13 protein-coding genes and 1 tRNA gene are annotated in these 13799 nt (G+C 46.6%); 3 read left to right on the top strand and 11 right to left on the bottom strand.

Annotation, left to right across the window (positions count from 1 at the left end; genetic code table 11):
* Window positions 1-47: 47 nt before the first annotated feature.
* From OCU60_RS10455 to OCU60_RS10415, 9 genes are all read right to left on the bottom strand, one after another.
* Window positions 48-1427 (bottom strand): hypothetical protein, encoded by a 1380-nt coding sequence (locus tag OCU60_RS10455; RefSeq protein ID WP_074373446.1) that lies wholly within the window; start codon window positions 1425-1427, stop codon window positions 48-50.
* A complete protein-coding gene (locus OCU60_RS10450) occupies window positions 1417-1845 on the bottom strand; it encodes a GtrA family protein (protein WP_139302125.1) in 429 nt (142 codons plus the stop codon). Before OCU60_RS10450 ends, OCU60_RS10455 begins: the two co-directional genes overlap by 11 nt.
* Window positions 1811-2773, bottom strand: a complete 963-nt coding sequence (locus tag OCU60_RS10445) for a glycosyltransferase family 2 protein (RefSeq protein ID WP_074373535.1) — start codon at window positions 2771-2773, stop codon at window positions 1811-1813. Before OCU60_RS10445 ends, OCU60_RS10450 begins: the two co-directional genes overlap by 35 nt.
* Before the next feature lie 223 nt (window positions 2774-2996).
* The gene (locus tag OCU60_RS10440; RefSeq protein WP_074373448.1) at window positions 2997-3977 is read right to left on the bottom strand and encodes an alpha-L-glutamate ligase-like protein; all 981 of its coding nucleotides are present in this window, start codon (window positions 3975-3977) and stop codon (window positions 2997-2999) included.
* A complete protein-coding gene (locus OCU60_RS10435; RefSeq protein ID WP_074373449.1) occupies window positions 3974-5485 on the bottom strand; it encodes an inactive transglutaminase family protein in 1512 nt (503 codons plus the stop codon). Before OCU60_RS10435 ends, OCU60_RS10440 begins: the two co-directional genes overlap by 4 nt.
* 20 nt (window positions 5486-5505) lie before the next feature.
* Window positions 5506-6303, bottom strand: a complete 798-nt coding sequence (locus OCU60_RS10430) for an ATP-dependent zinc protease family protein (protein WP_074373450.1) — start codon at window positions 6301-6303, stop codon at window positions 5506-5508.
* Between the two features lie 106 nt (window positions 6304-6409).
* Window positions 6410-7381, bottom strand: coding sequence for a tRNA 5-methoxyuridine(34)/uridine 5-oxyacetic acid(34) synthase CmoB (cmoB, locus tag OCU60_RS10425; RefSeq protein ID WP_074373451.1), 972 nt, complete (start codon window positions 7379-7381; stop codon window positions 6410-6412).
* Between the two features lie 135 nt (window positions 7382-7516).
* On the bottom strand, window positions 7517-8245 hold the full coding sequence (gene cmoA / locus OCU60_RS10420) for a carboxy-S-adenosyl-L-methionine synthase CmoA (protein ID WP_074373452.1): 729 nt from the start codon (window positions 8243-8245) through the stop codon (window positions 7517-7519).
* 102 nt (window positions 8246-8347) lie between these two features.
* Window positions 8348-9217, bottom strand: coding sequence for a DUF72 domain-containing protein (locus tag OCU60_RS10415; RefSeq protein ID WP_074373453.1), 870 nt, complete (start codon window positions 9215-9217; stop codon window positions 8348-8350).
* A gap of 335 nt (window positions 9218-9552) precedes the next feature.
* Here OCU60_RS10415 and aspS point away from each other — a divergent pair, with 335 nt between their 5' ends.
* On the top strand, window positions 9553-11325 hold the full coding sequence (aspS, locus tag OCU60_RS10410) for an aspartate--tRNA ligase (RefSeq protein ID WP_074373536.1): 1773 nt from the start codon (window positions 9553-9555) through the stop codon (window positions 11323-11325).
* Window positions 11326-11455: 130 nt separating this feature from the next.
* Window positions 11456-12037 carry a thymidine kinase gene (locus OCU60_RS10405; RefSeq protein WP_074373454.1) on the top strand — a complete coding sequence of 194 codons (582 nt, stop codon included), beginning with the start codon at window positions 11456-11458 and terminating at the stop codon, window positions 12035-12037.
* A gap of 61 nt (window positions 12038-12098) precedes the next feature.
* On the opposite strand, the gene OCU60_RS10400 is transcribed toward OCU60_RS10405, so the two are convergent.
* Entirely contained in the window at window positions 12099-12926 is an 828-nt protein-coding gene (locus tag OCU60_RS10400) for an NAD(P)H-binding protein (RefSeq protein WP_074373537.1), read from the bottom strand.
* A 12-nt stretch (window positions 12927-12938) separates the two neighbouring features.
* Window positions 12939-13181, bottom strand: a complete 243-nt coding sequence (locus OCU60_RS10395) for a TIGR02647 family protein (RefSeq protein ID WP_074373455.1) — start codon at window positions 13179-13181, stop codon at window positions 12939-12941.
* Window positions 13182-13442: 261 nt separating this feature from the next.
* On the opposite strand from OCU60_RS10395, the gene OCU60_RS10390 reads away from it, so the two are divergent.
* A tRNA-Cys gene (locus OCU60_RS10390) sits at window positions 13443-13516 on the top strand.
* The last annotated feature ends 283 nt before the right edge of the window (window positions 13517-13799 follow it).

Genomic DNA, 13799 nt, shown 5'->3' with positions numbered 1-13799 from the left:
CCACCTAAAACAGGTGGTTTTTTCGTTTGAGCTGGTAATGTATTGAGTTAATCGATAGAGACGAATAATCGATCGCCATGCTTTTCAACCTTGGTTTCTCCCCAAACCTGTGATCTTGGGACATCTTTAACGATGATGTCTTTATCATGCCAGCCGTATTGATACAGATAAGGCTTGATATAGTGCAGTCTCAGGTTGGACAGATTCTTGAATGAATCGGAGCCGGTGAGTTTGTAGAAGTAAGCACTGGTTTTGGTTTCATCCACACTGACAATGATTTTTCTGAATTGCTGCGGTTGTTGCAGATAATCGTGGGTATCATGCTCAGTTACCATTTCAGCAAAAAGAATTCTTTTCTCGTTATAGCCATCGTTGTATTGATGCATCTGCCAGGCAAACGGGACAAATAAGGTTACCCACAATAGGGCTCTCCACCAGAAATGAGGAACCAACAAGATCAGCATCGCCATACCCAGTGGTAGAGTAATCCCGGAGCGGAGCGGTACTTTCACACCCAGAGGGATCACGCTGGCATAGATGGACAAGACCACCAGCAGAGCCACTAACGTGTATTTCAGATGATGCTTGAGTGCCCAGACCAAGGTGAGGGCGGCCGGGATATAGAACAGAGGGCTTAACGTTGCCAGATAGCGGGCATTGCGTTCAAAATTCCCCGCACTTTTCGCGATATTGGCGATAATACCGCTGATATCCGTCGATGGGGTTGATTTTCGCCACGACACAAACTCAATAAAGTGACCGGTGCCGTTCTGGAGCAGCGTATAGCCATACACACTTAAATTTGCGACAACGTAGCCGAGGGCGTAACCGGCAATCCAGAGACACAGAAATTGCAACAGACTGCGGAAGTTTTCTTCATTCAACTGACGGATAAAGAGTAAAGGCATCAGGAAGTAGAATGCAGGGTAGGTTGCAAACAACAAGATACCTGAAGTGAGTAAGATAACCGGGCGTGAATAGCGGTCTTTGATGCAACTGAACAAGGCCAGCATCAAAGTACCGGGGATCAGCGTCATCGGCCATTTGAACAACATGGTAAAATAGGGGACATTGACGACCAGCAGGGCAAAGCAGCAGGCGAGCCAGCGATCTTTCCTGACCCTCATGGCGACCTGATAACCAAACATGAAAATAAACACATTACATAAGGTACCGGCAACCACGGCAGGGACGAGGCGTAACGTGTCGAATAAAGCAAAATTAACCCAACGGCCTTCAGAGACAAATTTAGAGACATAACTGTCCATATAAGGCAGCGCATCATGTGCCACATTTTCTAGCATGGATTCATGTAAATTGAATACTGTCCATATCAGACCAAATGCCATAATACCCCATTTTAGCAGTGAGACAGTATTGAACGGATTGTATGGCATTGAGGGGGATGGAACATGATTATTGATCATTTGTCCTCCGAGAAGAAAACACGGTGCGATAACCAAGGTAGTTGATAGTCATCGAAACACCGATAGCAATCATCTGAGCAAAATAAACCCACATTGCGAATTGTTCGACCAACAGATACAACACGCCGGTACTACAGGCGAGAGATGATAGGTTGACCAGACAAAACGGCAATAGCTGACCGCGTCTCGCGGTGCTTTTGAACACAAAGCCCCGGTTCAGTATGAAACTGATCAGCATTCCGCCGACATAGGACAGAACCGATGCAACAATATAATAACCGAATAGCTGGTATAGAATGACGAATAGGATATAACTCGCCCCGGTATTCAACACGCCCACTAACGCGAAGCGAAGCGTTTGCTGAAATTCGGGGCGAATCCGGTTATTTAGCCACGGCATGTTTCTTGGTAGATTCAAGAGCTCTTCCTTTTTTCAGGACATAAAGCGGACGACCTTTCGCTTCATTGTAGATACGAGCGATATATTCACCGAGTATGCCAATTGAGATCAACTGTACGCCACCAATAAACAAGATCGCGACGAATAGCGAAGTCCAGCCGGAAACCCAGTGATCAGTCATGAGCCGGATATAAATGGAGTACATGAGCATCGCAAAGGCGACTCCGGAGCACAGAAATCCCATCATGATCGATAATTTCAGTGGTTTCACGGAAAATGAAAGAATGCCATCCAATGCGAATTTGAGCATTTTACTCAACGGATATTTTGATTCTCCGGCAAAACGGGGCGAACGTTGATAAAGAATCGACGTTTGGTTGAAGCCTATCCAGCTCACCATGCCGCGGATAAAACGCGCTTTTTCCGGCATGGCTGTCAATTGATCGACAACTTGTCTGTCCATGAGCCGAAAATCACCGGTATCTAATGGGATCGGGACTTCTGATAAGCGGTTGAGCATCCGGTAGAACAACTTGGCTGAAGCAAGTTTAAAGGCTGACTCGCCTTCCCGATGGTCACGTGTTCCGTAGACGACGTCATACCCATCTTCCCATTTAGCGATCATTTGCTCGATGAGTTTCGGTGGATCCTGTAAATCGGCATCAATTAACACCACGGCATCCCCGGTACTGGCGTCCAGTCCTGCGCTCACGGCTTGCTGGTGGCCGAAATTACGAGACAGAGAGAGCACTCTCACCTGGTGATATCGGCGACTATGTGCCAGTAACTGTTGTTCAGTGTCATCCGAGCTGCCATCATTGACAAAAATCAACTCAAAACGGTAGTCGGGAATTGCATTCGTGACGGAAATTAGCTCTTTGACCGTGAAATCAATCACTTCACTTTCATTGAAACAGGGCACAATCACGGATATTTTCTTTTTCATATTCATAGTCTGTCACATAGCTCCATCATGGATAACGACATGCAATCAGGCTAACAATCGAATGTAAAAATCATGCCAAAGTGAGGTGAAAAGATCTGCAATCTTGGCGATAGACGCCGGATGCCCCCTGATGCTATCTCACTTCGAGCTTTCTATAACGATAGAGAGATGCAGATAGGACAGGGGGCGGAGTACCGGCTTTATTGAGGTAAATGTTGTGAGGTTATTGAGGTAAATGTAGTGAGGTTGCCGCAAAATGCTTGCAGGCATATTCAACACGTTCCTGAGCGGTTAATGGTAATTCAGGTGAGCCAATATGTTCGATATGCCTGAGTCTGGGGAGCAAGCCAGCACCATTCGCGATCTGAATGGCAAGACCGGGACGGGCATTGAGCTCCAGTACCATCGGGCCTTTATTTTTATCCAGCACCATATCGGTTCCGATATAGCCTAACCCCGTCATTTCCCATGCGCGTGCGGCAAGTTCAAGCAGGCGTTGCCAGTGAGGCACATCCAATTCAATTAATGCTCGCCCTGTATCGGGATGATGTGTGACGGGCTGCCCGAACTGCACCGCTCGTACCGCCCGACCGGTCGCAATATCGATCCCGACACCAACTGCGCCCTGATGCAAGTTTGCTTTGCCGTCCGATGCCCGCGTGGAAAGACGCATCATGCACATGACAGGGTAGCCTTTGAACACAATGACCCGAACATCCGGTACACCTTCATAGCTGAAGCCGTCGAAACAGTCGTCAAACTGAATCAGGTTTTCGATGATCGCCACATCATTTTTCCCCCCCAGAGAAAAGAGCCCGGCAAGTGCATTACTGACATGTCTTTCCACATCTTCAGCACTTAATGTTGCGCCAGAAGGTTTGACATAAACACCGTTCTGATGGGAAGTCACGACCAAAATCCCTTTTCCGCCACTACCGCGGGCAGGCTTAATCACAAAACTTGGCCATTGCTGAACCAGTTGATGAATTTGTTTGACCTCATACTGGTTACGAATCACACCGATCAGTTGGGGCACGGTACATCCGGCTTTTTCGGCAATGATTTTGGTTTGGAGCTTATCATCAACTAAGGGATATTTAGATCGGTCATTATAACGACCAATATAACTATGGTTACGCTTATTCATCCCCAGAATCCCCTTATGCTTTAAGCGAAAAGGGGAGGTATATTTTTCAAAAATCATAGCTCATCTACCAGAGGTTTGAAGCGCTTTAATTCGCTGACACGATAGCCGGTATAAGTTCCCAGCAATAGAATGAGCGCCAACACAATCAACTGTAATCCGATAAAATTAAACGTGAGATGCTGAACATAGGTATTGGTCATTCCCAGGTAAACAAGAATGGCTGTAAACAGCGACCCACCGCCTTGCAGAAAGACCTCTTTGGCGCCGTCTTCTTCCCAGAGAATCGACATTCGCTCAATGGTCCATGAGAGAATAATCATCGGGAAGAAGGTAATCGTGAGACCTTCGGTAATCCCGAGCCGGAAGGAGAGCACCGTAAAGAGCGAAATAATCAGAATCACCGCGATGATGACCGCTGATATTCGGGCCACCAGCAACAGGTTCAGTTTAGATAGGTAACTTCGGATAATTAGTCCCGTACCAACAATCAACAGGAAACCGATAATACCGGTGAGCAGTTGTGTCTGGACAAACGCCACCGCGATCAAGACGGGCATAAATGTCCCGGATGTTTTTAATCCGATAATGACGCGGAGAAACACCACGATCAGGGCACCGATAGGAATCAACATGATGGTTTTAAACATCGCTTGTTCTTCTAACGGGAGGCTATGAATCGATAGATTGAGCAATCCGTCCGAATTGACTTTACTGTTGGTGGCCTCTTGTGGTGACACCTTGCGGGAAATCATACTGAATTGTACCCGGCTGTTTTTACCACCGACCACATCAAGCAAAGAGACATTGGATTCATCCCATACCAATAAATTGGGATGATTGGCTTGTTTGCCGGTATCTGGGTTAAAGACGACCCAATGTTCCCCGTCCCAGACTTCATTCATTGGCTCAATACTCTGACGACGTCGGCCATCTTCCAGTGCCAGAACCCCGACAATCTTATTGGGAATCCCTGAATATGAAAGCATCTTCTGCGCTGCTTTATATTTGGACATCTGATTCAGCAGGAGTTGTGCATTCTGACTTTCTTCGTCATTCAGGGCTTTGATGAGCTCTCTGGTAAATGAGATGTCATCCGCTGAGCGTTCATTTGCCTGCGTAATCAGGGAGACCGCTGCTGCTTCTTCGGGGCTGTCGAACGTTGGGGGATCGACCGGTCCATGTGGTGGTTCCGGACGTGATTTAGCCTCTGGGTCAACCAGGAACTGTGTTTTATAATAGATTGTCTGTGGGCCGCTGGCTCGACGAATCGACCATTCGGCCCGGCGACTCCCCGGGATCGATTCAAGGTAAGAAACCCCGTACCCCGGTGAAGATGCGGATTCACTAATCAGTGTGAATCCATCTTGTGTGTATGGCGCTGCAAGGGATACTTTCGCTTCTTTACCCAGCGCATTAAATTGAATACGTGCTTCAATTTCCCAGACTTGTCTGGTTTCACCGGGCGTCCAGGGAACACCATAAACCTGATGGCGAAAAATGCTTAAATAAATGCCGATCGCAATCAGCAAGATGATTGAAATATAAAATGGAACTCGGGAGGTCATGGTCAATACTCACCAGATAATTATTTGGCCGTGGATTGAATGTACTTTTTACTCACATCCACCAGAGCGATATCGCGAAGGAATTCACGTCCCAATAAAATCGGGTGTGACATATGGGAGCGATCGGCAAGAGTAAATTCTGTCCGTTCACGAATATTCCCGACATTTATCCATAATTCAACAACGGCTCGCCGTTCGATTTCCGATGTCGAGGCTTGCCGAATTTTGACATAACGTAGTACGGGGGCTTCGATCCAGTTGTCCTTGGTTTTTTTCTTGGCGGTTTTATCATCAGCATTTTTTTTACCTGCTGCTTTGTCCCCATCCTGTTCAGCCCGGCCAGATAAATGAAATCTAACCCAGTTTTTCCCATTTCTTTCAAACTCTTCAATATCTGTTGCGTCCAGAGAAGACGTTGCAGCCCCCGTATCTACCCGGGCATCGAATGTTTGTTTGATCGATTCGATACTGATTCGCTCAACCTGACCAAGGACGACCTTATTTGCCGGCACTGGATCAGACGAAGCGAGAAGTTGCAGTGATTGAGTTGAGTTAATCTCCTGCGGTGATGAATGCTGATAGTGATTCTGATTGAGTTTATGTATTTGCTGTTTTAAAGAAGAAACTTCATTTTCCAAACTATCGATGTAATCGACTTGATTACTGGATTGCAATTCTAGATTGGTCAGACGTTGGTTAATGCTGCTCTCTGAACCATGAATTGCTGCGATTGTCTGTTGATGTAAGCTTCTTTCCTCTGTTGTGACGCATCCCGCTAGTGTGGATATTGCGGCCACAAGTGCAAGTCGTTTAAACATGAGTAACCTAATTCTTGAGTTGTTATGATTGATAAAAGCATTCAGTAGTGATTTCCACGACCTAGCGTACTCTGAATTTTTATATTGCGCGTTAGATGTATGTCAATTATGGTTTACGGGCAATCAGAATCGCTCTTCTCGGCGCTGGATAGCCTTCAATGGTTTTCTTCGGATCCGCCGGGTCCAGATAGTCAGGTAATGAGTTATGTGTCATCCAGGTGGTTGTGCGTTGTTCTGCTGTTGATGTTTCGTTTTCATCGGCAATGACGACGTCAATAAATCCACATTTCTCCAGCCACACTTTTAATGCCAGTGCCGAAGGAAAGAAGTATACATTTCGCATTTGCGCGTAGCGCTCCGTCGGAACTAACACCGCGCTTTCATCCCCTGCGATAACCAGCGTTTCCAGAATCAATTCTCCGCCTGCAACCAGTTGATCTTTTAACTGCAACAAATGGTCCAGCGGTGAGCGACGGTGGTACAGCACTCCCATACTAAATACCGTATCAAATGCTTCTAGTTTGGGAAGCGCTTCGATACCTAATGGTAATAAATGGGCTCGCTGGTCATTGCCCATTAATCGTCGTATTGCTTCAAATTGAATCAAAAACAAGTGAGATGGGTCGACACCAATACACAGCCGAGCACCTTCTCCCAACATCCGCCACATATGGTAGCCATTACCGCAGCCGACATCGAGCACATTTCGGTTTTTCAGCGAAGAAATATGCGATAAAACACGCTCCCATTTCCAATCTGAACGCCACTCCGTATCAATATGGATACCGTGAATGTGATAAGGTCCTTTTCGCCACGGATGGAATGTTTTCAGCAGGTTTTCCAGCTTCTTCTGTTCTCCGGTTGCCAAGGGCGTCTGATTCTTGATGGTCACTTCAGTTTTCAGCTCAACCTGATCAGGGGTGAACGTCGGGAGCTTATTCAATGATCGGAGCCAGCGCTCAAAATCTCCGTGTGAATCGTTTTGCCAATCCGTCAGTTGCTGAGGTAAAACATTCAGCCATGGCTGGAGGCGTTGATCTTGCGCGATGAGCTGATAAAAATTAGCAAAGTTAAACATTGAATCGAGTATCCTGCGAACGAAAAATAAAACTGGGAATATCCTCAGCAGAGAAAAGGAGGTGTTCCGCCTGACATTGAGTGAACCATGGTTATCCACTTGATTGGAACGGCACATATCATTTGATAGAAAACATCATTTGATAGCAAACATCGAACCGAAGTTGAAACACTGGAACCAAATGTCAAAACTACTGAAACCAATTTGGGCGAAACGATTTTTGTGTGTTTCAATGGTATCCGGTTGTAGAACGTGTTCAATGGCACTGCGTTTCTGACTGATTTCCAGCTCACTGTAGCCGTTGGCACGTTTAAATTCGTGATGTAAATCGATGAGCAGATCATTGGTTGTTGTGTCAGCAAAGCTGTATTTTTCAGACAGAATCAGAATGCCGCCCGGACGTAATCCACGGTAGATATTTTCCAACAATTGGTTGCGATCATCCGGAGATAGAAACTGGAGGGTAAAATTCAGTACGACGATCGATGCGTTGGTGATCTCAACGTCCCGGATATCGGCTTCAATCACCTGGACCGCTGTATCGGAGCGATAAGCTTCAATATGCATGCGACAACGTTCAACCATTGCCGATGAATTATCGACCGCAATAATATGACAACCTTCGTGATGAATATGGCGACGCATCGAGAGCGTTGCCGCACCCAAAGAACAGCCAAGGTCATAAATATTGGTATTTGGCTTGGCAAAGCGTTCAGCCAGCATCCCAATTGTAGAAATAATATTATTGTAACCGGGCACGGAACGCTGAATCATATCAGGAAAGACCTCAACAACCCGCTCATCGAATGTAAAGTCTCCGACCTGTTGAATCGGTGCTGAATAGATGGTGTCTTTATGACTCATGTAAGCCTCGTGATATCTCTATGACAAACCGCCAATCGGGGACGGAACCAAGAAAAGGGGCGTATTTTATGCAATAACCGAGTGATTGTCATCATGAGTGAGTTAGAACATGTTGATCTGGTTATCGGCAGCAGCGCCGGGGAAAGAGGGGAGCTTTGGCAGTTCGAGATGTTGTTGCAGTTGTTGATAGAGATGCTGTGCCAGCTCCGGCGCTAGTTGGTTGTCTGGTGTATGAATCATCAGATAAGGTTGTTTACCTTGAGCGACCCATGTTGGGAGTTTCTGTAGCCAAGCTGCGAAAAAGGCATCATTCTCCGCAATCTCCGGGTGGCCGATAAAACGAACCATCGGACGATTCCCCGTTGCAATGGCATGGACGGGAACCCGAGGTTTTTTCTTTTGTGCATCGATGATCGTATCGTTGTCCGGCTGCGCTGAAAATACGGGACGGCTATCCATGATGATTCGATCCGTCTGAGTTTCGACCAGCCATTGATTCAATTGCTTTTCTTCGGGGCCTTTGTGAAAAAAGGCCGGATGACGGACTTCGACGCCCAAGGGATAATCAGCCGGAAAGTAACGACAGAAACGTTGCAACGCAGGGAGGTGTGCCGGACTGAAAGCGGCAGGGAGTTGAATCGTCCACAAACCAACCCGCTCGTGAAGGGGGGCCATCAACTGCATGAAATGGTTCAGTAAATCTTCACAGCCATGCAACATCAATTCATGTGTAATTTGTTTGGGTAATTTAAAAGTGAACCTGAAGTCTGGTCCGGTTGCTGCTTTCCAATTGGCAACCGTTGTCGGTGAAGGAGATGCATAGAATGTTGTATTCCCCTCGACAGTGTGAAAAACTTGAGCGTATTTTTCGAGTCTCTCGGAAACGGCCGTTCCTCGCCCATACAGGGTTTGCTGCCATTGTGGGTGTGACCAGAGCGTAAGTCCGAGTCGAATAGGAAGTGTATTTGTCATTTTTTCAATTTAAATTGTGTCAAATGCGCGATATCGTTTTGAAGAAGCCGGTCTTTTAGCGCTATAATCAGCGCCTATTTCTTTACACCGTCATGCACGATGACGATTGCGACTGAGTCATGGGCGCAGCGATGATTTTCAGGTTTACCAAGTCATCGAATACTGCGTGCTCCAATGCAACGTTATTATCAAATATTGAATCGGCATTGTATGTCGGAATTCATGGGTTGAACAGTCGCACGGTTATTTAGGATATTTTGTTGTTGTCCGCTAGTCTGGAAATTCAAGCGGGCAGTGAAGATTTGAATCAGTTATTGGAAATTGGGAAACTCATTATGCGTAGCCATTATTGTGGTCACCTAAACAAGTCCCTTGTCGGGCAGAATGTAGAACTTTGTGGTTGGGTGAATCGTCGTCGGGATCTGGGCGGACTGATCTTTATTGATATGCGAGATCGTGAAGGACTGGTTCAGGTTGTTGTTGACCCTGATATGGCAGATGTCTTTGAGGTTGCGAACCAACTGCGTAGTGAGTTTTGTATTCGTTTGACCGGTGAAGTCCGAGCACGTCCGGACTCTCAGGTTAATCGCGATATGGCGACCGGAGAAGTTGAAATCCTTGCCACTCAGCTGGAAATCATCAACCGATCCGATGTATTGCCATTGGACTCTAATCAGAAGAACTCTGAAGAGCAGCGTTTGAAATATCGTTATCTGGACTTACGCCGTCCGGAAATGAGTGCTCGCATCAAATTGCGTGCGCGTGCTTCAAGCTTTGTCCGTCGCTTTCTCGATGGGCAGGGATTCCTCGATATCGAAACACCGGTCTTGACTAAAGCCACGCCGGAAGGGGCCCGTGATTATCTTGTTCCGAGTCGGGTACATAAAGGTAAATTCTATGCGTTGCCTCAGTCACCACAGTTGTTTAAACAATTGCTGATGATGTCGGGCTTTGACCGTTATTATCAGATTGTGAAATGTTTCCGCGATGAAGACTTACGGGCCGATCGTCAGCCAGAGTTCACTCAGATCGATATTGAAACATCATTTATGACCGCTGACGAAGTCCGTGCTGTGACCGAAAAAATGGTCCGGGAAATGTGGCAGGAACTGCTCGATGTCGATTTGGGCACATTCCCTGTGATGGAATATAGTGAAGCGATGCGTCGTTTCGGTAGCGATAAGCCTGACCTGCGTAACCCGCTGGAATTGGTTGATATCGCAGATTTAGTCAAAGAAGTTGAGTTTAAAGTCTTCTCCGGGCCTGCTAATGATGCCAAAGGTCGGGTTGCTGTGATTCGTGTGCCGGGTGGCGCAAGCTTGACGCGTAAACAGATTGATGGGTACGGTGAATTCGTCTCGATCTACGGTGCGAAAGGATTGGCGTGGCTGAAAGTCAATGATCGCGCAGCCGGTATGGAAGGCATTCAGTCTCCGGTGGCTAAATTCTTGTCTGAATCTGTGATTGAATCGATTCTGGAACGCACGCAGGCTCAAAGCGGCGATATCATTCTCTTTGGTGCCGATAAAGTTAATGTTGTATCAGAAGCGTTGGGGGCATTGCGATTAAAGCTGGGTACAGACTTATCACTGACCGACGAGTCCGCCTGGGCACCGCTATGGGTGGTTGATTTCCCAATGTTTGAAGAAGACGATGAAGGTCAACTTCATGCGATGCACCATCCGTTCACTTCACCATTAGGTGTCACGGCTGATGAGCTGAAAGCCAATCCGGCCAATGTTAATTCAAATGCTTATGACATGGTCTTGAATGGTTATGAAGTCGGTGGTGGTTCGGTACGTATTCATGATTCTGCGATGCAGACTGTTGTGTTTGATATTTTAGGGATCGAAGCAGATGAACAGCGCCGGAAGTTCGGCTTCCTGTTGGATGCACTGAAATTCGGCACACCGCCGCATGCTGGTTTAGCCTTTGGCTTTGACCGTCTGGTCATGTTGCTTTGTGGCACAGAGAATATCCGTGATGTGATTGCATTTCCGAAGACTACCGCGGCAGCTTGCCCGATGACTGAAGCACCCAGCGCAGCAAACCCTGCGGCGCTTGAAGAGCTGGCGATTGCTGTGCGTGCCAAAGCGGAAGATGTTTGATTAAGCAGCATGATGTAACAAAGGTGGCTGATTGCCACCTTTTTCGTATTCGGTGCTGAGAAAAGAAATAAGTTGTACAGGCAATTTTATGCATACACAAATTGTCTGGTAATGAACACAGGAAAATACTTTGGCCCAGATGTATTTTTATTACTCTGCAATGAACGCAGGGAAATCGACCACACTCCTTCAATCTTCTTTTAACTATCGGGAGCGGGGCATGAATCCCGTGATTTATACCGCAGCCATTGATGATCGATTTGGCGTTGGTAAAGTCAGCTCCCGAATCGGGTTGGAAGAAGAGGCTTATCTTTTTCGCGAGTCTTCCAATTTGTTTGAAGAAATCGACCAATTACATCAGCAGATGAAAGTTGACTGTATTTTAGTCGACGAATGCCAGTTTTTATCGAAAGAGCAGGTGTATCAGTTGACGGATGTCGTGGATCGGCTTGGTATCCCGGTGCTTTGTTATGGATTGCGGTCTGATTTTAAAGGTGAACTCTTTCCGGGAAGTCAGCATCTGTTAGCTTGGGCTGATAAGTTGGTTGAACTGAAAACCATTTGCCATTGCGGTAAAAAAGCCAATATGGTGGTGCGTGTCGGTGCTCAAGGACAACCGATTGCCGAAGGTGCTCAGGTTGATATTGGCGGCAATGACCGTTATGTCTCCGTATGCCGGAAACACTATAAAGAGGCATTGGGGCGTCTGTGATTGGCCCCTTCTTGATATAAGTAAACTTCTTGATATAAATAAACTGCTTGATAAGTAAAGATTATAGGTAACGGAGTGCATCCAGTGTGTGCTGATAATGGAATGGATAGCCGCAACGGCAAAGTTTATCACTGCTGACTTGCTTATCTTCTTGCGCGACAACCGGTGGCAGAGCCGCTTCCGATGATACGGTGTCTAGTGCTGCTTGATAAAATTCTGCTTTACTGACGGTTTCCGGCGTTGTGACATTAAAAATCCCTGAGAGTTCTTGTTCAAGAATATAACGGACACTGCCAATCGCATCATCAAGATGCAGTATATTGGCGGGGGCGCGTGAGCTGACTTGTTTGAGTTTAGGGACAAATCGAGCCGGATGGCGTTTGGGGCCGATTAATCCGCTAAAGCGCAGGATCGTATAGTCTAGCCCGCTCTCGATCACATGCTGCTCGGCTGTGAGTAAGACTCGGGCTGATGTGCTGAAATCAGCATTGTTCTGCGCGAGGGTCAGGCTTGCATCTTGTTCTGTCATGATACCGGGATGATTGGGGTAAACACCGGTCGTACTGATCATGACTAACTTTTTCACCTGTGCGATTTTGCACTGTTCGGCCAGATAGCGCCAATAATGCGCATATTCATCCTGCTTATTCTGTCTGAATCCGGGAGGAAAGCAGCCAATCACGACTTCCGCCTGTTGGGCGGTCAGTGTGTCGGATAAGGGCTTTGCGGACTGTTCGAAATGAAAGCAGAAACTGCGGATGCCCTCAAGTTGCAGGGCATCGGCTCCGGCCGCTGTGGTTTTACTGGCGAAAACACGGCAAGAATCAGATAAATGATGTGTCAATGGTAAACCAAGCCAGCCGGCACCAATGATAGTGATATGTTTCATCATGTTTGGTCTTTATTCTGGTTCCGGTGCCAGCACTCGGAGAATACGATCAGCATCCTGAGCAATCTCGATACCTTCATCGGTTAAATAACCACCATCCGGATGGGTGCATAGGTTTTTCCGGTAAAGGGCTTCAACAGCATCTTGGACTTTCTTTTCGGCAGTTTTGTGGACTTTTATACCCGTATCACGACTATTCAGATCAAATTGAAGCAGTAAGTTGAGCTCATTAAGCTGTTGTGCAGTAAATTTCATGGCGTTTTCACTTATTCACAAAAGGATGGCACTACCATAGAAATAACTGCTGTATATCGCAATAGTTGAATGTAGAAATTGTTAGGTCAGAAGAAGAATCTGACCGGTCGAACCGGGCAAATCGGCGCAGCTTACAACATTTGAGTGTAAAATAGGCAAATGATTCAAAAAGCAAAAAATGTTGTTGACTGCATTGGGTGAATCCGTAGAATGCAAACCCGTATCGGAGATGGTGGTTTTATCTTCTCGATATATAAAGTTGGCGCGTTGGCAGAGTGGCTATGCAGCGGATTGCAAATCCGTGGACCTCGGTTCGACTCCGGGACGCGCCTCCATTCCCTTCTGATATTTCGGTGTAACACTCACTCAGTTAGTAGAGCGCAACCTGCCAAGGTTGAGGTCACGGCTCCGAACGCCGTACCACTCTAGATTTTCTTTCCTGAACTTCATTTTTCATTTTCTGATAGAACATGTACTATTGCCAATCTGTTTGAATATCCCTTGTCTACGTTTCATTTTCCCTATGTTTGGTTCAATTACATCAGTCAATCGGAATGTGAACTTGAGCCTATATTGTCATGATAACTGATGAAATAGACTAGACTTACACAGCGCCTC

The organism is Vibrio spartinae (assembly GCF_024347135.1).
GTDB lineage: Bacteria > Pseudomonadota > Gammaproteobacteria > Enterobacterales > Vibrionaceae > Vibrio > Vibrio spartinae.
Note: the sequence above shows the minus strand (reverse complement) of the source record. Positions and strands in the feature narration are given on the sequence as shown.